General features: G+C 67.8%; 18 protein-coding genes. 5 read left to right on the top strand and 13 right to left on the bottom strand.

Going from position 1 to position 22999, the window contains the following annotated elements; all coding sequences use genetic code 11:
- Position 1 precedes the first annotated feature (1 nt).
- Both ACIBCN_RS14885 and ACIBCN_RS14880 read left to right on the top strand, forming a co-directional pair.
- Entirely contained in the window at positions 2-1219 is a 1218-nt protein-coding gene (locus ACIBCN_RS14885; RefSeq protein ID WP_396992091.1) for a cation:proton antiporter, read from the top strand.
- 319 nt (positions 1220-1538) lie between these two features.
- Positions 1539-1841 (top strand): hypothetical protein, encoded by a 303-nt coding sequence (locus tag ACIBCN_RS14880; protein ID WP_396992090.1) that lies wholly within the window; start codon positions 1539-1541, stop codon positions 1839-1841.
- Between the two features lie 73 nt (positions 1842-1914).
- Here ACIBCN_RS14880 and ACIBCN_RS14875 read toward each other — a convergent pair whose 3' ends face one another.
- From ACIBCN_RS14875 to ACIBCN_RS14860, 4 genes are all read right to left on the bottom strand, one after another.
- A complete protein-coding gene (locus ACIBCN_RS14875) occupies positions 1915-2298 on the bottom strand; it encodes a VOC family protein (protein WP_396992089.1) in 384 nt (127 codons plus the stop codon).
- A gap of 84 nt (positions 2299-2382) precedes the next feature.
- Positions 2383-3384, bottom strand: a complete 1002-nt coding sequence (ilvC, locus tag ACIBCN_RS14870) for a ketol-acid reductoisomerase (RefSeq protein ID WP_378719792.1) — start codon at positions 3382-3384, stop codon at positions 2383-2385.
- 232 nt (positions 3385-3616) lie between these two features.
- Positions 3617-4120 carry an acetolactate synthase small subunit gene (gene ilvN, locus ACIBCN_RS14865; protein ID WP_396992088.1) on the bottom strand — a complete coding sequence of 168 codons (504 nt, stop codon included), beginning with the start codon at positions 4118-4120 and terminating at the stop codon, positions 3617-3619.
- Positions 4117-6048, bottom strand: a complete 1932-nt coding sequence (locus ACIBCN_RS14860) for an acetolactate synthase large subunit (RefSeq protein WP_396992087.1) — start codon at positions 6046-6048, stop codon at positions 4117-4119. Before ACIBCN_RS14860 ends, ilvN begins: the two co-directional genes overlap by 4 nt.
- 328 nt (positions 6049-6376) lie before the next feature.
- On the opposite strand from ACIBCN_RS14860, the gene ACIBCN_RS14855 reads away from it, so the two are divergent.
- The gene (locus ACIBCN_RS14855) at positions 6377-6958 is read left to right on the top strand and encodes a PH domain-containing protein (protein WP_396992086.1); all 582 of its coding nucleotides are present in this window, start codon (positions 6377-6379) and stop codon (positions 6956-6958) included.
- 355 nt (positions 6959-7313) lie between these two features.
- Positions 7314-9155: a dihydroxy-acid dehydratase gene (gene ilvD, locus ACIBCN_RS14850; RefSeq protein WP_396992085.1), complete on the top strand. Its 1842-nt coding sequence runs from the start codon at positions 7314-7316 to the stop codon at positions 9153-9155.
- Positions 9156-9542: 387 nt separating this feature from the next.
- On the opposite strand, the gene ACIBCN_RS14845 is transcribed toward ilvD, so the two are convergent.
- Entirely contained in the window at positions 9543-10391 is an 849-nt protein-coding gene (locus ACIBCN_RS14845) for a DoxX family membrane protein (RefSeq protein ID WP_396992084.1), read from the bottom strand.
- Positions 10392-10650: 259 nt separating this feature from the next.
- Here ACIBCN_RS14845 and ACIBCN_RS14840 point away from each other — a divergent pair, with 259 nt between their 5' ends.
- The gene (locus tag ACIBCN_RS14840; RefSeq protein WP_396992083.1) at positions 10651-11754 is read left to right on the top strand and encodes a PQQ-dependent sugar dehydrogenase; all 1104 of its coding nucleotides are present in this window, start codon (positions 10651-10653) and stop codon (positions 11752-11754) included.
- Positions 11755-11867: 113 nt separating this feature from the next.
- Here ACIBCN_RS14840 and gatB read toward each other — a convergent pair whose 3' ends face one another.
- The 8 genes from gatB to ACIBCN_RS14800 all read right to left on the bottom strand — a co-directional run bounded on the left by gatB (position 11868) and on the right by ACIBCN_RS14800 (position 22978).
- Entirely contained in the window at positions 11868-13373 is a 1506-nt protein-coding gene (gene gatB / locus ACIBCN_RS14835; RefSeq protein ID WP_396992082.1) for an Asp-tRNA(Asn)/Glu-tRNA(Gln) amidotransferase subunit GatB, read from the bottom strand.
- A gap of 52 nt (positions 13374-13425) precedes the next feature.
- Positions 13426-14805 (bottom strand): alpha/beta hydrolase family protein, encoded by a 1380-nt coding sequence (locus ACIBCN_RS14830; protein ID WP_396992081.1) that lies wholly within the window; start codon positions 14803-14805, stop codon positions 13426-13428.
- Positions 14787-15992, bottom strand: a complete 1206-nt coding sequence (locus ACIBCN_RS14825; protein ID WP_396992080.1) for an MAB_1171c family putative transporter — start codon at positions 15990-15992, stop codon at positions 14787-14789. Before ACIBCN_RS14825 ends, ACIBCN_RS14830 begins: the two co-directional genes overlap by 19 nt.
- A gap of 308 nt (positions 15993-16300) precedes the next feature.
- Entirely contained in the window at positions 16301-16744 is a 444-nt protein-coding gene (locus tag ACIBCN_RS14820; RefSeq protein ID WP_396992079.1) for a hypothetical protein, read from the bottom strand.
- A gap of 80 nt (positions 16745-16824) precedes the next feature.
- Positions 16825-17859, bottom strand: coding sequence for an ATP-dependent 6-phosphofructokinase (locus tag ACIBCN_RS14815; protein ID WP_396992078.1), 1035 nt, complete (start codon positions 17857-17859; stop codon positions 16825-16827).
- Between the two features lie 183 nt (positions 17860-18042).
- Positions 18043-19614 (bottom strand): protein kinase, encoded by a 1572-nt coding sequence (locus ACIBCN_RS14810; RefSeq protein WP_396992077.1) that lies wholly within the window; start codon positions 19612-19614, stop codon positions 18043-18045.
- Positions 19615-19725: 111 nt separating this feature from the next.
- The gene (locus tag ACIBCN_RS14805; RefSeq protein ID WP_396992075.1) at positions 19726-20586 is read right to left on the bottom strand and encodes a hypothetical protein; all 861 of its coding nucleotides are present in this window, start codon (positions 20584-20586) and stop codon (positions 19726-19728) included.
- A 19-nt stretch (positions 20587-20605) separates the two neighbouring features.
- A complete protein-coding gene (locus ACIBCN_RS14800; RefSeq protein WP_396992073.1) occupies positions 20606-22978 on the bottom strand; it encodes a protein kinase in 2373 nt (790 codons plus the stop codon).
- Positions 22979-22999: the final 21 nt, after the last annotated feature.

The following is a 22999-nucleotide window of genomic DNA, read 5'->3' as shown; positions in this document are numbered from 1 at the left end:
CATGCTGCTTGCGATCGCCGCGACGATGACCGTGATCCTCATCTGGTCGAGCCTGTCGAAATCGATGGCCCGCTGGAAGGTCACCGCCCCGCTGGCAATGGTGGTAGTCGGCATGCTGGTGGGCTGGAGCAGCGACCACTGGCTGGCCGCGGCTATCAATACCGATGCGGCGCTGAAGATCGTCGAATTCCTGCTGGCGTTGTTTCTGTTCAGCGACGCCACCGAGGTCCGGAACGGATTGTCCGAACGCAGGACCGGGGTCGTTCGGCTGTTGTTCCTCGCCTTTCCGTTGAGCCTTGCGGCCGCGTTGCTGCTGGGAAACGTACTGCTGCCTGGCAATTCGTGGCCGTTGATCCTGCTGATCGCCTGCATCGTTGTGCCGATCGACCTGGTGCCGACGCAGACATCGGTCCGCGATTCCCGGGTACCGCAACGGGTTCGGCACGCGCTCAACGTCGAGAGTGGATTCAACGACGGGCTGGTCGCGCCGATTTTCCTGTTCGCCTTGGCCGCTGCCGAACTGAGCCCCGGTTCGGATCAGGCCATGCACGCTCTCGGGCAGGCAGTGCCTGCGGTGCTGAAGGCGGTGCTCGTAGGCGTTCCGCTCGGTGCGGCCGCCGGATACTGCATGTCCGTGGCAGTCGGCCAGGGTTGGACGGATTCTCGGGCCGTCCGCATCGGGACACTCGCGGTGCCCGTGCTGACCTTCAGCCTCGCCGTCTGGCTGAACGGCAACGGATTCGTGGCCGCGTTCCTCGCCGGTGTCGCGTATCGGGAAACGCGGCGCGACATCCCTGGTGAACCCTTGGAACTGACGGAGGACGTGACCGAATTCCTGAGCCTGGCCATGTGGTTCGCGGTCGGCAATGTCGCGGCCGCGAGCCTCACCTGGCTTACCTGGCAGGTCGTGCTGTACGGGGTGCTCGCGCTGACTTTGATCCGCAGCGTACCTGTGGCGATCTCGATGCTCGGCTCGAATTTCACCCGACGCGAACGGACCATGCTCGGCCTGTTCGGCCCGCGCGGGGTGGCGTCGATCGTCTTCGCGCTGATCGCGTTCAACAAGCTCCAGCAGGACGAAGCCGCCTACCTCGTCATCGGAACGACCCTGGTCGTTGTCGTCGGCAGCGTCGTCCTGCACGGCATCGGCGCCCCGCTGCTCGTCGAGTGGTACGACCGCCGAAAGACCCGCGACGACAACCCCGAGCCGACGATCTGATCCGCACCGTGATAGCACCGACCTGCGAGGCCCTGACATCGGTGCCATCGATATTCGGGGCCTGTTGCGCCACTGAGGGTTAACCCCTAGTACCCCAGGTTGAAAATTTCCGTAGACGTGCCAACACCCGTGACCTTTCGGGCGAAATGCGCGAGAGTGAGACCGTGCAGTCGGTGCTGTGCCGGGTTTGCCGGGGGCGCTCGCAAAGCAGCGGCGACACAGTTGATCCCGACCTGCCCACGCGACCGCCGTGCGCTCGCGTGGGCAGACCGCAGCGGGGGATGGTGAACGAACAGTTCACCGCAGAGTGAAAGGATCCATGTTGTTCTCCACAACCAAGTCCACTAATTCGCGCCGCATGCTGGCTCGAGTGGCTGTCGCCGGTGCGATCGTCGCGGTTCCGTTGACCGCGTTGGCTATTCCAGCGTCGGCCGACGCGCAGCTCGGCGTGCCGGGCGTTACCCAGGTCCGCCACCATCCGCACCATGACCGCAACTGCGACTTCGGCCCGTTCAAGGACTGGAGCTGCAACAACGGCCCGTTCTCGGACCGCGGCCACGGTCAGGATCCGTTCTGGCAGTTCCGCCAGAACCGTCCGCACGGACTGTTCGGCAGCAGCTAGAACATTTCGGCCCGGCACCGATTCGGCGCCGGGCCGTCCCGTTCGTTGGCCCTTCGAACGCCCTGGTTGCGACTCAGCTCACGAATTCGGTGAGCGACAGCACGTTTCCGTCCGGATCGGTAAACCACGCGACCATGTCGCCGCCCGGTGTGGTCCATACACCGTTGTCGCCCTGGTCCATTCCCTCGTATCGAACGAATTCCACACCGCGCGAGGCAAGTTCAGCGACGGTGCCCGCGATATCGGAGACCGCCCATCCCAGCACCGTGAAGGCCTGCGGAACAAGTTTCTCCACCGCGGTGACCCGAATCATGGTGCCCCCGTTGCGCACCACACACGCGAACGGTGTCACCTCGACGACCTCCAGCCCGAGCACCTCGCCGAAGAACCGGCGCGACCGAGCCAAGTCGGTCGACGGTGCGAACGCGATGACTTCGGCGGCAGCGAGTGACGTCATAGGTGAAGGCTACGGACGCCACCCGTCCTGCGAACAACAAACGGCCCGGCACCCCTCGGTGCCGGGCCGTTGATCAGCTGAAACTCAGGCGGTTTCGGTGATCGGCCGGTCGACCCAGCTCATCAGCCCGCGCAGCTTGGCGCCGGTGACCTCGATCGGGTGCTCGGCGTTGGCCTTGCGCAGACCCTCGAGCTCCTTGTTGCCGCCCTCGACGTTGGCGACGAGGCGCTTGACGAAGGTGCCGTCCTGGATGTCCTTGAGGATGTCCTGCATGCGCTTCTTGGTGTCGGCGTCGATGACCCGCGGGCCCGACAGGTAGCCACCGAACTCGGCGGTGTCGGAGACCGAGTAGTTCATCCGGGCGATGCCACCCTCGTACATCAGGTCGACGATGAGCTTGAGCTCGTGCAGCACCTCGAAGTACGCCATCTCGGGCGCGTAACCGGCCTCGACCATGACCTCGAAGCCGGTCTTGACCAGCTCTTCGGTGCCACCACAGAGCACCGCCTGCTCACCGAACAGGTCGGTCTCGGTCTCTTCCTTGAAGGTGGTCTTGATGACGCCGGCGCGGGCACCACCGATCGCCTTCGCGTAGGACAGCGCGAGCGCCTGGCCCTCACCCTTCGGGTCCTGATCGACGGCGATCAGCGCGGGCACACCCTTGCCGTCGACGAACTGACGACGCACCAGGTGGCCGGGGCCCTTCGGGGCGACCATCGCGACGGTGATGAACTCCGGCGCCTTGATCAGGCCGAAGTGGATGTTGAGGCCGTGGCCGAAGAACAGCGCGTCGCCGTCCTTGAGGTTGGGCTCGATGTCGTTGGTGAAGATCGACGCCTGCGCGGTGTCGGGGGCCAGCACCATGATCACGTCGGCCCACGCCGAAACCTCGGCCGGGGTGCCGACGGTCAGGCCCGCCTCTTCGGCCTTCGGCCGCGACTTCGAACCCTCCGCGAGGCCGACCCTGACCTCGACACCGGAGTCGCGCAGGCTCAGCGAGTGCGCGTGGCCCTGGCTGCCGTAGCCGATGACAGCGACCTTGCGGCCCTGGATGATCGACAGGTCGGCGTCATCGTCGTAGAACATCTCGACTGCCACTTGGTTGGTTCCCTTCTGGATACTTTGCTTAGGTCTGAAAGTTGTTTAGTTGGAAGCGATTTAGCAAAAAACAGCGCGGGCACCGCGGCGAGCGCTAGCCGGTCAGCCCGCCCTTTGGGCTGACCCAAAGAACACAGCGCGGGCACCGCGGCGAGCGCTAGCCGGTCAGCCCGCCCTTTGGGCTGACCCAAAGAACACAGCGCGGGCACCGCGGCGAGCGCTAGCGAGTCGCGGTGATCGATTTCGGACCACGGCCGACCGCGACGACACCGGACTGCACGATCTCCCGGATTCCGTACGGTTCCAGCATGCGCAGCAGCGCGTCGAGCTTGGACCGGGTTCCGGTCGCCTCGACGGTGAGCGCGTCCGGGGAGACGTCGATCACTTTCGCCCGGAAGAGCGTAACCGCCTCGATCACCTGGGTCCGCACGCTGGCATCGGCGCGGACCTTCACCAGGATCAGTTCGCGGGCCACCGAGCTGTCGGAATCCTGCTCCACGATCTTGATGACGTTGATCAGCTTGTTGAGCTGCTTGGTGACCTGCTCGAGCGGCAGGTCCTCGACGGTGACGACGATGGTCATCCGGGAGATCTCCGGAATCTCGGTGCCGCCGACCGCGAGCGATTCGATGTTGAAGCCGCGCCGGGAGAACAGCGCCGCCACTCGAGCAAGGACACCCGGCTTGTCCTCCACGAGGACGCTCAGGGTATGCGTGGTGCTCATGCCTCAGTCACCTTGTTCTTCTCGTGCGACATCGCCTCGTGGATGACGGCGGGCTCGGCGGCCTGCTCGTCGTCGTCGAACAGCGGGCGGATGCCGTGGGCGGCCATGATCTCGTCGTTGCTGGTGCCCGCGGCGACCATCGGCCACACCTGGGCGTCCTTGCCGACGATGAAGTCGATCACCACGGGACGGTCGGTGATGGCCTGCGCCTGCCGGATCGCGTCCTCCACGTCCTCCTCGCGCTCCACCCGGATGCCGACGCAGCCGAGGGCTTCCGCGAGCTTCACGAAGTCGGGGATGCGCAGGGTGTGCGTGCCGAGGTCGGTGTTGGAGTAACGCTCCTGGTAGAACAGCGTCTGCCACTGGCGGACCATGCCGAGGTTGCCGTTGTTGATCAACGCGACCTTGATCGGCACGCCCTCGACGGCACAGGTGGCCAACTCCTGGTTGGTCATCTGGAAGCAGCCGTCACCGTCGACCGCCCACACCTCTTTGTCCGGCGCGCCCATCTTGGCGCCCATGGCGGCCGGGACGGCGTAGCCCATGGTGCCGAGACCGCCGGAATTCAGCCAGGTGCGCGGCTTTTCGTACTTGATGAACTGCGCGGCCCACATCTGGTGCTGGCCGACGCCGGCACAGTAGATGGCGTCGGGTCCGGCCAGGCGGCCGAGCGCCTCGATGACGAACTCGGGCGAGAGCGAGCCGTCGCTTGGCTTGGTCCAGCCGAGCGGGTAGCTCTTGCGGATGCCGTCGAGGTACTTCCACCATTCGGTGAGGTCGAGCAGCGGAGACTTGGCCGCCGGGTCCGCCTTCAACGTCTCGATCAGCTCGACGATCACCTCGCGGCAGTCGCCGACGATCGGCACGTCCGCGTGCCGGTTCTTGCCGATCTCGGCCGGGTCGATGTCGGCGTGGATCACCCGCGCGTCCGGCGCGAACGAGTCGAGCTGGCCGGTGACCCGGTCGTCGAAGCGGGCGCCGAGGGTGATCAGCAGATCCGAGCGCTGCAGTGCCGCAACGGCTCCCACCGTGCCGTGCATGCCGGGCATGCCCATGTTGAGCTGGTGGCTGTCCGGGAACGCGCCGCGCGCCATCAGCGTGGTGACCACCGGGATGCCGGTCATCTCGGCCAGCTCGAGCAGCTCGGGCGAGGCATCGGCCTTGATCACGCCGCCACCGACGTAGAGCACGGGCGACTTGGCTTCCAAGATCATCCGGGCGGCTTCGCGCACCTGCTTGCCGTGCGGCTTGGTGACCGGGCGGTAGCCGGGCAGCCGCATCTCCGGCGGCCAGCTGAAGGTCGTCTGCATCTGCAGCACGTCCTTCGGGATGTCGACGAGCACGGCGCCCGGGCGACCGGTGGAGGCCAGGTAGAACGCCTCGGCGATGATCCGCGGGATGTCGATGCCCTCGGTGATGAGGAAGTTGTGCTTGGTGATCGGCATGGTGATGCCGGAGATGTCCGCCTCCTGGAAGGCGTCCGTGCCGATCAGGCCGCGGCCGACCTGGCCGGTGATCGCGACGATCGGCACCGAGTCCATCTGCGCGTCGGCGATCGGCGTGACCAGGTTGGTCGCGCCGGGACCCGAGGTCGCCATGCAGACGCCGACCTTGCCGGTGGCCTGGGCATAACCGGTCGCGGCGTGGCCCGCGCCCTGCTCGTGCCTGACCAGCACGTGGCGCACCTTGGTCGAGTCGAACAGCGGGTCGTAGACCGGGAGAATCGCGCCGCCGGGAATGCCGAATACGGTGTCGACGCCGAGCTCCTCGAGCGTGCGGACGACCGACTGCGCGCCGGTGACCCGCTCGGGCGGGAGCTGGCGGCGGTTGGCCGACGTCGTCGAACTGCCAGCGGGCGCTGCCGGCTGATTAGCCGAGGGCGCTGGCCTGCGGGCCGATGGCCCGGGCCGTGCGGTTGGTGCACTCACCGTCTTCGTTCCTAACTGCTTGTCGTTCTGACCCCGGATTTGTATCTGACATGCGGTGTCTTGCGACTTGCCACGTGCGGATATTCACCCGAACACAAAAAAGCCCCCGACAGCGCATGGCTGTTCGAGGGTGGCGCGTCGCAACGCGAGCTGACGTATTCGACTCAGATAGTCAGGCTCAACGCTGGACGCGCCGGCCGATTACGAGAAGCTCGTTTCGATTCACGCGCATGACGGTATGTGTGCGTGAGCCGAAGAGTCAAACAGGTCCCATTATGTGGGATAGTGCGGCTGCTTGGGTCCTTCACCAGGATGCGAGGATGGTGGTGTGTCATCACCGCATCAGTCCGTGCCACCGGCTAAATCGTCCCACACCGCGCCCGAGGGATCGGACACGGGTGGCGGCTCGGCCGCCACTGTGATCCGCATCCCACGCCTGGCCTTCCTAGGCGTGTTCATCCTGTTCATGTGCGTGTTCTTCATGTTCGTCGGCTGGCCGATCGGATTGTGGTGGTTGCTGCTGATTCCCGTGGCGGTGACTGTGTGGGTGCTGCGGACGCAGACCACGGTCTCCGAATCCGGGCTGGATTTACGGACGGTTTTCGGGTCGCGACACCTCGACTGGTCTCAGCTGAAGGGTGTGCGTATCCCGAAACGTGGATACGTCCGAGCGGATCTGATCGACGGCACCGAGATGAAATTGCCCGCGGTGAGTTACGACCGGGTGCGTGATCTCGCGCTCGCGTCGCAGGGCCGCATCCCGGATCCGTACGCGGTGCCGCCTGCCGCGCCGAAGTCGGACGAGGCCGCGACGGAGGACAGCACCGACGACGTGGCCGAGGCAGACACCGACGGGACCGCGACCGACAGTCCGGCCACCAGCGATGGCGGCGAAGACACCACGAAGTAGCCGGCTCGCCGCCGTCACCTGACCGGCGCAGGCGGCACGCGCGCCGGTTTCAGGAACAATCACCGCCGGTAGGATGTTGTCGGCGAAGCAGTGCCCGTGTCGGGAGGACCGATCTCCGGCTCGCACACCGCTGCCCGACGGCCCGGCAACTCCGGCGACACCGTCAGCGTCGACGAACACCCTTCGCGGCGACACCAGCACGGACTGACACCGAGAACGGTTCACCGGCGACGGCCACGAGCCGCACTGACCGGCAGGTAGGCCGATACCCACGCGGGAGTACCGTGGAGCGGCCGCCGAGCTAACTCTGCGCAGTCGCACCCCAGCCCCCGCGACCCCAGATCGAGGACCATCAATGCCACCGCTTCGTTCACGCACCACCACCGTCGGCCGCAATGCCGCAGGCGCCCGCGCACTCTGGCGCGCCACCGGCATGACCGACTCCGACTTCGGCAAGCCGATCGTCGCCATCTCGAACTCCTACACCCAGTTCGTGCCCGGCCACGTGCACTTGAAGAACGTCGGCGAGATCGTGGCCGAGGCGGTGCGCGCCGCGGGCGGCGTGCCACGAGAGTTCCACACCATCGCGGTCGACGACGGCATCGCGATGGGTCACGGCGGCATGCTCTACTCGCTGCCGTCGCGCGAAATCATCGCCGACTCGGTCGAATACATGGTGAACGCGCACACCGCCGACGCGCTGGTGTGCATCTCCAACTGCGACAAGATCACCCCGGGCATGCTGAATGCCGCTATGCGACTGAACATTCCGACGGTGTTCGTGTCCGGCGGGCCGATGGAGGCCGGTAAGGCCGTCGTCGTCGGCGGTGTCGCGCAGGCGCCGACCGACCTGATCACCGCGATCTCCGCGAGCGCGAACCAGGCTGTGTCCGAAGAGGGTTTGAGCGAGGTCGAGCGGTCCGCGTGCCCGACCTGCGGCTCGTGCTCGGGCATGTTCACCGCGAACTCGATGAACTGCCTCACCGAGGCGCTCGGACTCGCGTTGCCCGGCAACGGTTCTACGCTGGCCACCCATGCCGCGCGCCGGTCGTTGTTCGAGCGGGCGGGCACCGTGGTGGTCGACATCGCCAACCGCTGGTACCGCGAGGACGACGCGTCCGTGCTGCCGCGGAACGTGGCCAACGCCAAGGCTTTCCGCAACGCGATGGCGCTCGACGTGGCGATGGGCGGCTCCACCAACACGGTGCTGCACACCCTCGCGGCCGCGCAGGAGGGTGAGGTCGACTTCGATCTGCACACCATCGAGGAGACCAGCCGCCGGGTGCCGACCCTGTCGAAGGTGTCACCCAACTCCGACTACCACATGGAAGACGTGCACCGGGCCGGCGGCATCCCCGCCATCCTCGGCGAGCTGCGGCGCGCAGGCCTGCTGGAAACCGACGTCAGCACCGTGCACACGCGCAGCTTCGACGAGTGGCTCGACGCCTGGGATATCCGCTCCGGCAAGGCCTCTGAGGAAGCGATCGAGCTGTTCCACGCCGCGCCGGGTGGCGTGCGCACGATCGAGCCGTTCTCCACCGAGAACCGCTGGTCCTCGCTCGACACCGATGCCGCCGGCGGCTGCATCCGCGATTTCGAGCACGCCTACACCCGGGAGGGTGGCCTGGTTGTGTTGCGCGGCAACATCGCTCCCGACGGTGCCGTGCTCAAGACCGCGGGCATCGATGAGGAGCTGTTCACCTTCCAGGGGCCCGCGCTCGTCGTGGAATCCCAGGAGGAAGCCGTTTCGGCCATCCTCGGCAAGAAGATCAAGGCGGGTGACGTGCTCGTGGTCCGCTACGAGGGTCCCGCGGGCGGTCCGGGCATGCAGGAGATGTTGCACCCCACCGCCTTCCTGAAGGGCGCCGGTCTCGGCAAGCAGTGCGCGCTGATCACCGATGGTCGCTTCTCCGGCGGCACCTCGGGCCTGTCCATCGGCCACATCTCCCCCGAGGCGGCCAGCGGCGGCACCATCGGTCTGATCGAAACCGGCGACCAGATCCGCATCGACGTCAGCACCCGAGCCCTCGAGGTCCTCGTCGACGACGCCGTGCTCGCCGAGCGTCGCGCCAAAATGGAAGCCTCTGAACGGCCTTGGCACCCGCTCAACCGCGACCGCACCGTCACCACCGCCCTGCGCGCCTACGCCGCGCTGGCTACCTCCGCCGACAAGGGGGCCGTCCGCCACGTGCCGTAAGCACACCTCAACCCCAACCACCCATCCGGCGCCCTTTCCCCGAAGGGCGCCGGATCGTGTTCTCCCCCAAAGCAGACCCTCCGCTCCACTTCTGCCGCACCGTCAGCGGTACACAGGGGAGAGCGCTACTCGATGTTTACCGCAGCCGCGTACCACGCATGCTTCCGCGAGGACATACACGAGTCAGCGAACGAAACGTGATGGGCGGCACGACAATGCCGCAGCCACACTCCGCTCGACCCAGCCAACCGGCGTCGTGTGGTGACGAACGGCACGTGGCGAGCCGCCACTCGATATTTGCTTCGGCGATGTCCCATTCGACGCCGGATAGACGAACGGCGCCCCTCGGGAGTGCGAGGGGCGCCGGAGGTTTGGGGGTCGGGCAGGTTAGTCGAACGGGCCGATGCCGGTGAATGGGTTGCCGCCGTGGAGGTACCAGTAGGTGCCGATGGCGGCGGCGACGGCCAGCACCAGGATGACGAAGGACCCGGCAAAGGGGCGGGTGGCCCAGCCTCGGTTGCGGTCGAAGGCCCAGCGGCCGGGGCCCGTCAGGATGATGACGGCGGCGGTGCCCGCGAGAATGCTTTCGAGTTCGACGCCGGTGGGGACCGCGGCCTTGAACTGGAAGCCGGGGATCATGCCCTGCTTCCAGGCCCAGGCGTCGAGGATGACCGCGAGCACCGCGCCCGCGGCGAACGGGGTGGCCAGGCCGAGGACGAGTAGGACGCCGCCGCCGAGTTCGCCGATGGTGACCAGAATGGCGGCCAGCGTCTGGTGGTCCCAGCCGCCGCTGGCCATCATGTCGCGGGTGCCGTCGAGGCCGGGGCCGTTGAACCAGCCGGTCAGCTTCTGCAGGCCGTGATAGATGAAGACGCCGCCGACGATCAGGCGCAGCAGGAACAGGCCGAAATCCAGTGTGCCGCGGCGACTGTCGCCGTTGCGGCGGCGCAGCCTGCCGGTCTCGTTCGGCGCGTTCGCGGCGGGCGGGATGCTGGCGTAGGCGTAGGCGGGGGGCGCGTCCGGCGAGTCGCCGACCGACGGCACCTGCGGGTCGAGGCCGAGTTCGTCGTCGGTGCGCGGGACGTCCTTGGTCAACTTGGGAAACTGCTCGGTCGGCGAATCAAAAGGAGAACTCACACCTCGACCGGTGGACGACACCGCCGACTGCTCAGCCGTGGACGGCACAATACTGCGGGCCGCCGAGGGGTCGGATGTGTCTTTCGGCTTCTCGGTCACGGCCAATACCCTATGCTGCGCCGCCCTACAGCGGGCCCCTAACACCACGGCGTGGTGGTCGACAAATTTCCGCTGACACGAGCCGGTGAACGTGCCGCTTCTGTCGCAATTGGCATTTGTGCTGAGTACAAGCCATGCCGGTAGACGCCAGGGATTTTGCGGGACATAGGACGGCACCGGCCGATGTCAGCAAAACCCGTTGGCCCGCATCGGTGGGCCGGAGGGGCGGTGCCGGACGGTTTTCCGTAACGTCTGAGCTATGAGGTTGGTTGTCGTTGGTCGCGTTGCGGTGAGCTTGGCGCTCGGATCGGTCCTGGTGACCGGATGTGCGCGGTTCGATGATTCGGCGTCGAGCCCGTTCACGCCGGAGCCGACGCTGCACGGGGCGAACATCGACCCGAAGAAACCGTCGCAGCCGCCGACGTCGACCACCCGGCCCAGTGGGCCATGCATCGACCCGGATCCGGCGGTGGTGGCGACCTGCCTGGACACCACGGGTGGATTGGTCGCACTCGGCGACGGCGCGCTGGTCGCCGAGCGGCGCACCGGACGCATCCTCAAGGTGGCGCCGGATACGCCGCCGTCGGAGTTCGCGCGGGTGGATGTGGACGGCTCCAGTGACGGCGGGCTCAACGACATCGCGCTCTCCCCGACCTTCCAGGAGGACGGGCTGATCTACGCCTACATCACCACGCCCAGCGACAATCGGGTGGTCCGCATCGCCCCCGGCGGTGGTGCGCCCAAGGATATCCTGACCGGAATTCCGAAGGGGCCCAGCGGAAACCACGGCGCCATCGACTTCGCCACGCCGACCCAGATGCTGGTGCTCACCGGCGACGCGGGCAATCCCGGTGCCGCGAACTCCCCGTCCTCGCTGGCGGGCAAGCTGTTGCGGGTGAACTCCCCCGCGCCGGGCGCCACCGCGGAGGTCGCGGTGTCGGGCATCGGGGTCGCGGGTGATGTCTGCCGGGACAGCAAAGACAGCGTCTGGATCACCGACCGCACCGCCGTCGAGGACCGGCTGCAGCGGCTCGGCGCCGACGGTGTGGTCACCACCGCGTGGACCTGGCCGGACCGTCCCGGTGTCGCGGGCTGCGCCGCCGCGACCGACGGCGTCGCGATCGCACTCACCAAGGTCAAGGCCCTCGCCATCGCGGCGGCCGACGCGACCACCCACGCGGTTACCGCCGCGCCGACCCTGGTCGCGCAGGACAAGTACGGCCAGCTCGGCGGCGCCGCGGTCGGCGCGGACGGCACCATCTGGGTCGGCACCGTCAACAAGACCGACGGCCAGCCGACCCCGAATGATGATCGGGTAGTGCGTATTCCGCCGCCGCAGGCCGGTGGCAACGGCCCGGACTAGTCTGCGGGGCGAACGACAAAGGGCCGACTCCGCGGAGTCGGCCCTTTGCGCTATCGGTTGTGCGCGAACAGGTTCAGTCGGCGCTGTACCCGAACAGCAACGCGCTGAGCACCTCAGCTGCAGGCGGCCAGCACCAGCTCGCGGACGCGCGCCGCGTCGGCCTGGCCGCGGGTGGCCTTCATGACGTCGCCGACGATCTTGCCTGCGGCCTGGACCTTGCCGGAACGGATCTTCTCGGCGATGTCGGGGTTGGCAGCGAGCGCCTTCTCCACCTCGGACTGCAGGGCGCTGTCGTCGCTGACCATGCCGAGGCCCTTGGACTCGATGATCTGGGCGGGCTCGCCCTCACCGGCCAGCACGAAGTCGACGACCTGCTTGGCGACCTTGTTGTTGACGGTCTTCGCCTCGACCAGCTTGATCACCTCGGCCACCTGCGCGGGGGTGATCGGCAGGTCCTCCAGCGAAACCTCGCGCTCCTTGGCCTTTTCGGTGAGGTAGTTGACCCACCAGGAGCGCGCCTCGCCCGCGGAAGCACCCGCGTCGACGGTCGCGATGATCAGATCGAGGGCGCCCGCGTTGACCAGGTCGCGCATCACCTCGTCGGACAGGTTCCAGTCGGACTGGATGCGGGTCCGGCGCAGCCACGGGTATTCCGGGATGGTGCCGCGCAGCTGCTCGACCCACTCCGCTTCCGGCGCAACGGGTTCCAGGTCCGGCTCGGGGAAGTAGCGGTAGTCCTCGGAGGTTTCCTTGATCCGGCCCGACGAGGTGGAGCCGTCGGACTCGTGGAAGTGCCTCGTCTCCTGCACGATGGTGCCGCCGTGCGCGAGCACGGCGCCCTGGCGGCGCATCTCGAACCGGACGGCGACCTCGACGCTCTTGAGCGAGTTCACGTTCTTGGTCTCGGTGCGGGTACCGAATTCCTTGGCACCGATCTCCATCAGCGACACGTTGGCGTCGCAGCGCAGCGAACCCTGCTCCATCTTCACATCGGACACACCGAGCGACTTCAGCACCTCGCGCAGCGCGGTCACGTACGCCCGCGCCACCTCGGGCGCGCGCTCGCCCGCGCCGGTGATCGGCTTGGTGACGATCTCGACCAGCGGCACGCCGGCCCGGTTGTAGTCGAGCAGCGAGTGGCTGGCGCCGTGGATGCGGCCGGTGGCACCGCCGACGTGCGTCGACTTGCCGGTGTCCTCCTCCATGTGCGCGCGCTCGATCTCCACCCGGAAGGTGCTGCCGTCGTCGAGCAGCACGTCGAGGTGGCCCTCCGTGGCGATCGGCTCGTCGTACTGGCTGATCTGGTAGTTCTTCGGCTGATCCGGGTAGAAGTAGTTCTTCCGGGCGAACCGTCCCCACGGCGTGATCGAACAGTTCAGCGCCAGGCCGATGCGGATCGCCGACTCCACACCCTTTTCGTTGACCACCGGCAGCGCGCCGGGCAGGCCGAGGCACACCGGGCACACCTGGGTGTTCGGATCGGCACCGAATTCGGTCGGGCAGCCACAGAACATTTTGGTCGCGGTGTTCAGCTCGACGTGGACCTCCAGGCCAAGCACCGGCTCGAAGCGGGCGATGACATCCGAGTAGTCCATCAAGTCGAGGGTGGGTGCACTCATGCCGAACATTCTATGTACAGCTCCGCGCGGGAGCACACGGGCTCCTCGCCGCCTACTTCGGCTGGATGCGCTGGGTCAACCAGCCCGTGACGAAGGTGAGGACCTCCGGCGAGACGGTCGTCTCGATGCTGCTGTACTCGCTGGGCAGGCCGGTCTTGGTGGGTTGCATCAGGTGGTTGAGGCCGGGGAACACGTGGACGGTCGCGTCGGGGTCGGCGGCGAGGTTGTCGCGCATCGGTTGTTCGCTCTGGCTGGGTGGTACCTGGAGGTCGTTCCCGCCGTAGAACGCGAGCACCGGAATGCGCAGGGCCTTCAGCGCCGGTGCCGGATCGTAGGAGACCAGGGCGGCCAGGTACGGGTTGATTCTGGCGTCCACCTCGGACTCGGGGGCACGCTTCTCGGGCGGCAAGGCGGCGTTCTGCTTGCGCGCCACGTCCTTCGCACCCGCCAGGTCACCCACCTTCAAAATGGCTGCCAGCTCAGTGGTTTGCCGCACCTGAGTGTCCACCTCGTCGGCGGGGGCACCACCGGCGGCGGCAATCAATCGGGTCTGCTCGACCAGCACATCGGCGCCCGGCACACCCGGACCGGCCATCAGGATGGCGAACGCGACACCGCTGTCGGGACGCGAGGCCACCAGCGGCGCAAGATAACCGCCTTCGCTGTGCCCGAACAGTCCGACGCGCGTCGGGTCGATGTCCGGGCGGCCACGCAGGAATCCGACGCCTGCTGCCGCGTCATTGGACAGGTCCGGGTAATTCGCGTCGCCCAGCTTTCCGCCGGTCCCGCCGACGCCTCGGTCATCGGAGCGCAAGACGGCGTAGCCCGCGCGCGTCAGCGTGTCCGCGACCAGCAGGAAAGGCTTGTGGCCGAACAGTTCTTCGTTGCGATCCTGCGGTCCGCTGCCGGTGATCAGCAGGACCGCGGGGAACGGGCCGCTGCCCTCGGGCTTGGTCAGCGTGCCCGCGATGGCGATGTCGCCGCTGCGATAGGTGACGTCCTCGGATTTGTACGGGAACGGCTCCTTCGGCGTTTGCGGACGATTCAGCGGAGCGATCTTGCCGCGCTGCAGCGACAGCTTGAATGTCTTTCCGCTCTGGGTGAAGTCACCCGCGATCCGATCGGCGCCCTGGTCGTAGGTGCCGTGGAATTTCGGGTCGCCGGGGACATCGGCGATCGCGAAGGACACCCCCTCGCGGCTGGACTGCACGTCCTTCAACTGCGTGCCGGTCATGCCCCGCAACGGGATATCGATGGTCGCCGTGTCCTTGCCGGTGAACGTCACGCCGACCGCGAGCGGCCCACCAGGGATCTCGATGTCCCCGTGCCAGTCACCGGTGGTCGGCTCCGGCGGGTTCGAGTCCGACGAGCAACCCGCGACCAGCACACCGACAACGAACAAGACCAACGCGATCAGTCGCCCAGTGCGCATGAATCAACAGTACCGACCGCCGGTGACAACCTCGCTCGAACGCGTGCCGCCGACGCGGGGACTGTCCCGGTGCGAGCAGGCCAGACCCGAGCCAGGTCCAGCAGCTGGCGGAGTTCGGTGTCGAAATCCTGCGCGGCCGGAATGGGTTGCGGCACAACCACTGAGCCGGGCGGCACGGCTCCCGTCCGCCGTGCACGAGCCGCCTCCGCAAGACGGCAGGCGTAATCCCTCAGCCGCACCTCGGATCCGTCCTGGTGGGCCACCGAGGGCCCCGCACCGGGTGGCATGGCGGCCAGGTAGGGACCGAGATGCAGTAGCGCGTCACGTATCTCGACGGTCATGCGCAGCAGGCGGGCGGTCGTGTCGCGCCGGGACAGCCCGCCGGCGGCCGGGTACATCACGATCTCCGGTACCGCGCCGGTGACGTCTCGCCACAGCGGCCGCAGGCGGTGGCAGATTCGGCCGTCACGATCCAGGCCCGCGAGTTCCATCAGATGGCCGACCATCGGGCCCGCGACGAGCGTGGTGGCGACGCCGCCGATGATGACGAAGGCGACTTCTTCCCGAACGATATGTGGATAACGCAGCTGCCACCCCAAGTTCATTTCGCCCGCGCAGAGCACAACATCCAGATAGATCGGCACGAAGTCCAGCAGCATCAGCACGTACAGCGCCCGCACCAGCGGCCTCGGGTTCTCCATGCGCAGTTCTCGCATACACAACCGGCTGAACACCAGCGTCATTGCCATCAGCGGAGCACTGTTCGCAGTCCAGAAGACGAGCCCGCCCCAGTTCAGGTTGTGCTCGACCAGCCGCCCGCCCTGTCCGGCGAATGGACCGGCGAGCATCGTCACCACCGTCGAGAGCACCGCGACCGCGCAGTAGACGCGCTGGCGCCGCCAGGTCATTTCCGGATCGGCACCGGCCTCTCCCAACCGGGCCAGACCGTAGAGATGCATGCTGAGCACCACGACGCACCCCAGCGCCAGCTGGTTCGTCACACTGCTGACGCTCGGCGTCGGTGTGCACCGATACAGCATCAAGCCGATCAGAAACCACAGCAACGCCCGATTGACCAGCTGGTCGATGATCGTGTCCCTGGTGAGCAGCAGTCTGCCGACCCCGATGACCACGACATAGCCGACGACCGCCCACCCGATGCCCCCGGATATCGGCGATACCAACACTGCCTCTCCCGGCTGAACCGATCCGCTACCGAAGCGTACCCATCGACCTATCGGTCCGAATCACCTCTGCGCAGAAGGCAACTCGTCACTCCGAGAGCCACGCAAGGTCGCGAAACACGCAAGTGCCGAGAAGGCCCGGTTTCAGTCATCCAACCGGTCTGCACCGAAGACTGCGTCGATTTCGGCGATGATCGATGCTCCGCTCGGTCCATCGGCGAAACGGGCCATCCGCCGCCGAAGCTCAGCGGTCGGGAGTTCCGGCTCTGGTTGCTCGACCTGGCGACCATCGCTGGTGGTCACATGGGTGCTCACTCCCCGCGCGCGTAACGGACCGAGGCGGCGACGGATTCCAGGTCGATGTTCAAGCTGGGGTCGCGGTCTTGGGCTTCGTGGAATTCGAGCATCACGTCGTCGAAGGTGCTGCGGCGGGCGGAGGTGATGAGGGCTTGGCGGACGTAGTCGCTGAGCGGGTGGCCGGTGGCGAAGGCGCGGCGGCCGAAGGTGCGCAGGGCCGCGGCGGGCAGGTCGTATATCTCGATGAGGGCGATGGCGGCGGTGTCGATCTCGGGGATGAGTTCGCGGCCCTCGGACTCGAGGAATTCCACGACCGTGTCGTCGGCGCAGCGCCGGTCGGCCAGCGCGATCAGTTCCTCGCGCACGTAACCGAGCAGCGGGAGTCCGGCGGCGCGGGCCCGACGGCGCAGCACGGCGACGTCGGGCTCCGGCAGGTCGTTGACGTGTAAGTCGGCCATGCCCGCCAGCGTAACCCGGCGGGCCGGACGGCACGGCCGGGGCTGCGCTGATCGGCTGTGGCCCTGGCGAATTCGACCGATCAGCCGAAGAATGCCTCGGCCTCGCGGTAGCGCTCGTCCGGCACCCGCTTGAGCTGCTTGGTGGCTTCGGCCAGCGGGACGAGATCGATGTTGCTGCCGTGCAGCGCGACCATCTGCCCGAACTGTCCGGCGTGCACCGCCTCGGCGGCGTGCAGGCCGAACCGGGTGGCCAGCACCCGGTCGTACGGGGTGGGGCTGCCGCCGCGTTGCACGTGGCCGAGCACCGTGGTGCGGACCTCCTTGCCGATGCGGCGTTCGATCTCCGCGCCGAGCTGCTGGGCGACACCGGTGAACCGCTCGTGCCCGAATTCGTCGATACCGCCCTCCCGCAACGCGAAACCGGAATCCTCGGCGGGATGCGAGCCTTCGGCGACGACACAGATGAAGTGCTTGTCGCCGCGCTGGAAGCGGCGCTTGATCATGGCGCACACCTCGTCGACGTCGAACGGCACCTCGGGCACCAGGGTCAGATGCGCGCCCGCCGCCATGCCTGCGTTCACCGCGATCCAGCCCGCGTGCCGCCCCATCACCTCGACCAGCATCACGCGCTGGTGCGATTCCGCGGTGGTGTGCAGCCGGTCGATCGCCTCGCTGGCGATGCTGAGCGCGGTGTCGTGGCCGAAAGTGACGTCGGTGCAGTCGATGTCGTTGTCGATGGTCTTCGGCACGCCGACGACCGGGACGCCCTCGTCGGACAGCCAGCTCGCCGCGGTGAGCGTGCCCTCGCCGCCGATCGGGATGAGCGCGTCGATGCCGTTGTCGTCCAGCGTCCGTTTGACCTGGCCGAGCCCCGCGCGCAGCACGTCGGGGTTGGTGCGGGCGGTGCCGAGGATGGTGCCGCCCTTGGTGAGCAGCCGGTCGGTGCGGTCGTCGTTGTGGATCTGGATCTTGCGATCCTCCAATAAACCGCGCCAACCGTCCTCGAACCCGACGATCGCGTCGCCGTAGCGGCCGTTCGCGGTGCGAACGACGGCACGGATGACCGCGTTCAGTCCAGGGCAGTCTCCGCCGCCGGTCAAGACTCCGATGCGCATGGCCGCTATCTTGCCCCGCCCGGCCGCACATGGCAGGACGACCCCCGGGAAGCCTGGGTAAGTACCACGCCGCTGATTCACTCAGAAGGCACGCGAGTGTCGGCGGCACCGACAGATTCCGAGGTTCGGCGAACGTCGATAATTCACCGGAAAACGTGGGTGGACCACGATCTTTCGTGAGCGTCAGAAGTAGAGGTAGACGAACGCGTTGTCCCCACCGGTGCAGGTGACCAGGCCTTCGCGGGTGACGCACTCCATCGTGTAGTTCTGCTGGGTGGCCGGGCTGAACGCGATCACCTGGCGGTGGCCGTCGGCGTCGGAACCCTCGCCGTAGGCCTTGCGAAGTTCCTCGGCAAAGTCGCACGACGTGACGCCGTTGCCGATCGCCGAGTAGGTGAAGCGGCCCGCGGGCGGGTATTTGGTCGCGCATCCCCTGGCGGTGGCGGGCACCGGCGCGAGGGTCGGGGCGGTGGGGCCGGAGGTAAACGCGTCACGCTTGAGCCAGCCGACGACGCCCGCGAGCGCGAGCACGACGAGCAGCGCACCGGCCACCCGGAACCACTTGGCGCGGGACCGGCGCTTCGGCGGTGTCGCGGCGGGCTTGTCCGCCGCGGCGGGCACCACCGTGTCCGGGCGCGGACTGGTATCCGGGCGTTCGACGCGGTTCGACTCCTGGGCCCGAAGGGGTTCGCGCCGAACGACTTCACTGCGGCGGCTCACCTCGCGACTCGGTTCCGGCGGCCGCGTGATCCGGCTGGATCCGAGTTGACTGTCGCCGGGCCGACGCGGAATCGCGTCCGTCGGAGGGACATTCGCGATCGGCTGGGGCCCGACGGCCGGGAACACCACCGTCGGAGGTGCCTTCGGCCGCACCAAGCCCATCCGGTCGGTCGGCAACTCCGTCACCGCGACCACCGCCCGCCCGGTGAGCGCCGACTTCGCCGCGGACGCCAACCCACCCGCGGTCGAGTAGCGGTCCGTCGGCCGCTTGGCCATGCCGCGCGCGATCACCTCGTCCAATGCCGCTGGTACGCCTCGCCTGATGGTGCTCGGGCGCGGCGGCGGCATCGAAAGATGCGAGCGGATGAGCACACTCATCTCATTGGCCTGGAAAGGCTGTGTGCCGGTGAGGCATTCGAACAGGACGCAGGCGAGCGAATAGACGTCGGCGGTGCCGGTGATCGGCCCGTTCTCGAAGCGTTCCGGCGCGATGTAGCTGTAGGAGCCGACCGCGGCCGCACCGGTGGCGGTCATCTCGGAATCCTTCGCGGACCTGGCGATGCCGAAGTCGGCCAGGTAGGCGAAGTCCGACGCGGTGACGAGGATGTTGGCGGGCTTGACGTCGCGGTGCACCAGACCCTCCGCGTGCGCGGCGTCCAGCGCGGCACCGATCTGCTCGATGATGCCGATCGCGCGGGCCGGGGTCAGCGGCCCCTCGCCGCGCAGCACCGAACGCAGATCGTGGCCGCGGACCAGCCGCATGTCGATGTAGAGCACGTCGTCGATCTCGCCCCAGTCGTGGATCGGGATGACGTGCGGTTCGGCCACCCGCGCGGCCGCCTGCGATTCGCGGCGGAACCGCTCCTGGAACATCGGGTCTTTCGCCAGCGCGGGCGGCAGCAGCTTGACCGCGACGACCCGGTCCTTCACCGTGTCGTAGGCCTCGTAGACCTCGCCCATGCCGCCGCGGCCCAGCAGCGAGCGCAGCTCGTATGGACCGAATCGAGTCCCGATCCTCGTTCGCGGTCCGTCCACCCCGACACCTCCACCTCACGTGCGCGACCCGGCACATCGTCGCACCCGGCGCCCTACATCCGATAAGTCGGGATTCTCAGGGGTACCCGTTACCCGGTCAAGTCCGGCGGATCAGGCGGGGCAGCGACCGCCGGACAGCTCGTCCAAGTGCTGGGAAATAACGGTGGACAGCTTGTCCAGCATTGTCATCCCGTCGGAGAACGCGCCGGAGTCCGGCTGCGCGGCGAACGCGATCGCGATCTGTCCCGACGGGGTCGAGATCAATCCGAACTGCCGGACCAGATACGCGCCCGCGGTGTCCGGACCCCAACCGCCTTTGAACTCGGCGCCGGTGAAGGCGCCCAAGCCCCAGCGCTGGGCCGCCTGGATCTGTTCCATCAGATTGATCACGGGCGCCGACTCCGGCAGGCACGGCAGGTGCGCGGCGAACCGCACCTGGTCGGTGAGTGACCAGTCCGCCTGACCGAAGGCCGAATTCTCGGGTCTGGACCTGGTGGCGGGCACGGTGGTCTTGGCGTCACCGCCCTCGCGCAGTACCTGCTGCACCGCCTGTGCCGCTTGCTGATTGCCGCCGAGCGACTGCCACAGCGTGTCGGCGGCGGCGTTGTCGGAGGCGGTGATCGCGGCCGTCGCGGCGTAGCTGGGATTGCCACCGCTGAGCCGCAACGCGGCAATGGCCAACGGCACCTTCATCGTTGACCAGGCGGGCCCGGAGGTCCAGTCACCGAAGCTGACCACCTGGTCGCCGCCGACCGGCATGATCGCCATGCCGACCTTGCCGCGCACACCGGCCTGTAGCTCGGCGACGGCGGCGGCCAGGGTGCCGGGAACCGTGATGGACAGGCCCTTCTGGTCCGCGTGCGACGCGGCCGCCGTAATGCTGGTCTCGTCCGAGGCGGAACCGTCGCTGCCGGATCCGCATCCGGCCACCAGGAACATGGCTAATGCCGCACAGCCCAATGCTTTTCGCACTCGAGCCGCACGGGATCGATCAATATACATACACCACCGCGTTTTCGCCGCCACTGCATGTGACGAGCTGGCCTTCGCTGAGGCAATTCATCGTGTAGGTCCGTCCGGTCACCGGACTGGTCGCCGTCACGGTGCGCGGCCCCTCCCGCGAAACCGTGTTCGCGGTAGTGGTTTCGGCGTACGCCCGCCGGACTTCCTCGGCGAACGCACAGGTCGTCGCGGCGGATCCGGTGGCGGACTTGGTGAACGTGCCGGAGGTCGAGGTGCCCTGGATGCACGGCTTGGCGCCGGCGGGCAGGGTGACCGTCGTCGGCTTGGCCGGGCTGGACGCGACCGGCGGCGCCGACGAGCTGCCCGGTGCCGGGGCCTGCGGGCTCGCGGTCGGCACCGGAGCACCGGCTTGCTGCTCGGTCGGCGGTGCGACGTTGCGGGAGCTGAACACCTGCCAGCCGATCGCACCGACGACGGCGACCACCACGATCACCACCACACCGATCAGGATGGGCAGCAGGACGGATCGGCGCTTGCCGGTCGAGGCGTATGGATCTTCCTCGGGCTCATAGTCGTCGTAGTCGTCCGCGTAGCCCTGATCCGCGTACTCGCTCTGGGCCGCGTAGTTGCTCTGCGGCGGATGGTCGGGGCGCGCATGGCTGCCGTGCGCGGAATAGCCGCCGGATCCGTAATACTCGTCGGGCTCGGAATATGCCTCCGGGGCGGAGTACCCGGCCGGGGCCGAATACGCCTGGGTCGCTGAGTAATCGGGGGGATTGTCGTCGGCCGGTGGCGGATGGTTGCCCGGGGCGTCCGAATACGCTTGCCCGCCTACGTAGGGATCACTCTGCGAATACGCCTTCGCCCCTGGATGTTCCGTGAACGGCACGTCCACGGGCGGTTCCGCATACGGGTGCGCCCCACGGCCGCCCGAAAACGGTGCGTCGGGCTCGTCCGAATACGGCTGTTCCCCACGCTGATTCGGGTAGAGCGGGCCGCCTGGCTGATCCGGGTACGGCTCATTTCCCGGTCGCCCTGGATACGGTTGTCCCCCAGGCCGATCCGAGAACGGCTGTTCCGAATACGGCCGCCCGCCGGGCTGCTCTGGATACGGCTGGTTTCCCGGTCGTCCTGGGTACGGCCGCTGATCCGGATACTGCTGTCCCCCGGCGCGATCCGGATACGGCCCGCCACCGGGATGCGCCGAATACGCCTGCCCCCCGGACTGCTCCGAGTACAGGTGCGCGTCGGGGAACGGCCGCACCGGCGGCAGTCCCTGCTCGGGTGTCCAGCGCGCGGGTGGCCCGAACGGCGGCGCGGGCTCCTGCGGCGAGGACAGCGTCGTGAACTGGATTTCGGTCGGCCGCACCACGGTCGGCGCGCCGGGCAGGATCACGGCGGAGATCTCCCCCGTCGATTCCGGCGGCACCGCGCCCGGCGCGCGAACGACCAGCATCGGTCCGGTCGGCGGCGGCACGTTGGCCGCGGGCGCGTCCGCCGGAGCGGAGCCGGTCGAAGGCGACCCTCCCGGAGGCGTACTCGTCGGGGGCGCGCTGGCGAGCGCGGCCCGCGCGGCCAACGCCAGCGCGGCCGCGGTCGGCCATCGATCGGCCGGGTTCTTGGCCATACCGCGGCTGATCACCGCGTCGAGTCCGGCCGGGATGCCCGCCTGCTGCGCGCTCGGCCGCGGCGGCGGATCGGACAGATGCGACCGGATCAGCACATTCATGCTGGCCGCGGGGAAAGGGGATGCCCCCGTCAGGCACTCGTGCAGCACACAGGACAGCGAGTAGATGTCCGCGCGGCCGGTGACCTGGGCGACGTCGAAGCGTTCCGGCGCCATATAGATGTAGGAGCCGACGGCCATGCCGACCACCGTGACGGCGCTGTCGCCCTCGGTGTGCGCGATGCCGAAGTCGGCGAGGAAGGCGTAATCCGCCGCGGTGACCAGGATGTTCGCCGGTTTCACGTCGCGATGCACCAGGCCGCCCGCGTGTGCGGCGTCCAGCGCGCTCGCGATCTGCTCGATGATGCCCACCGCGCGAACCGGACTCAGCGGACCTCCCGAACGCAACAGCGTGCGCAGGTCGACGCCGGGCACCAGTTGCATGTCGATGAACAACACGCCGTCGATGACGCCCCAGTCGTGAATGGGGACGATGTGCGGCTCGGCAACCCGCGCCGCCGCTTGCGATTCGCGCCGGAACCGGACTTGGTAGGCGGGGTCACCGGCGAGTTCCTCGTGCAGCAGCTTGACCGCCACCACCCGGTCCTTCACCGTGTCGTAGGCCTCGTATACCTCGCCCATCCCCCCCTTGCCCAGCAGTGATCGCAATTCGTACGGCCCGAACCGTGTACCGGTTCTCGGCCCAGGTGACTCCACCCCGTCAATCCTCCACATCCCGGGCCAGGAGTGCACGCA

It is taken from the genome of Nocardia sp. NPDC051052, assembly GCF_044456045.1.
Lineage (GTDB): Bacteria > Actinomycetota > Actinomycetes > Mycobacteriales > Mycobacteriaceae > Nocardia.
This window is presented reverse-complemented; position numbering and strand designations above follow the sequence as displayed.

Coding starts and splice junctions, on each gene's coding strand:
- ACIBCN_RS14885 (WP_396992091.1), top strand. CDS start 2: ATGCTGCTTGCGATCGCCGCGACGATGACCGTGATCCTCATCTGGTCG.
- ACIBCN_RS14880 (WP_396992090.1), top strand. CDS start 1,539: ATGTTGTTCTCCACAACCAAGTCCACTAATTCGCGCCGCATGCTGGCT.
- ACIBCN_RS14875 (WP_396992089.1), bottom strand. CDS start 2,298: ATGACGTCACTCGCTGCCGCCGAAGTCATCGCGTTCGCACCGTCGACC.
- ilvC (WP_378719792.1), bottom strand. CDS start 3,384: ATGTTCTACGACGATGACGCCGACCTGTCGATCATCCAGGGCCGCAAG.
- ilvN (WP_396992088.1), bottom strand. CDS start 4,120: ATGAGCACCACGCATACCCTGAGCGTCCTCGTGGAGGACAAGCCGGGT.
- ilvD (WP_396992085.1), top strand. CDS start 7,314: ATGCCACCGCTTCGTTCACGCACCACCACCGTCGGCCGCAATGCCGCA.
- ACIBCN_RS14840 (WP_396992083.1), top strand. CDS start 10,651: ATGAGGTTGGTTGTCGTTGGTCGCGTTGCGGTGAGCTTGGCGCTCGGA.
- gatB (WP_396992082.1), bottom strand. CDS start 13,373: ATGAGTGCACCCACCCTCGACTTGATGGACTACTCGGATGTCATCGCC.
- ACIBCN_RS14830 (WP_396992081.1), bottom strand. CDS start 14,805: ATGCGCACTGGGCGACTGATCGCGTTGGTCTTGTTCGTTGTCGGTGTG.
- ACIBCN_RS14820 (WP_396992079.1), bottom strand. CDS start 16,744: ATGGCCGACTTACACGTCAACGACCTGCCGGAGCCCGACGTCGCCGTG.
- ACIBCN_RS14815 (WP_396992078.1), bottom strand. CDS start 17,859: ATGCGCATCGGAGTCTTGACCGGCGGCGGAGACTGCCCTGGACTGAAC.
- ACIBCN_RS14800 (WP_396992073.1), bottom strand. CDS start 22,978: ATGTGGAGGATTGACGGGGTGGAGTCACCTGGGCCGAGAACCGGTACA.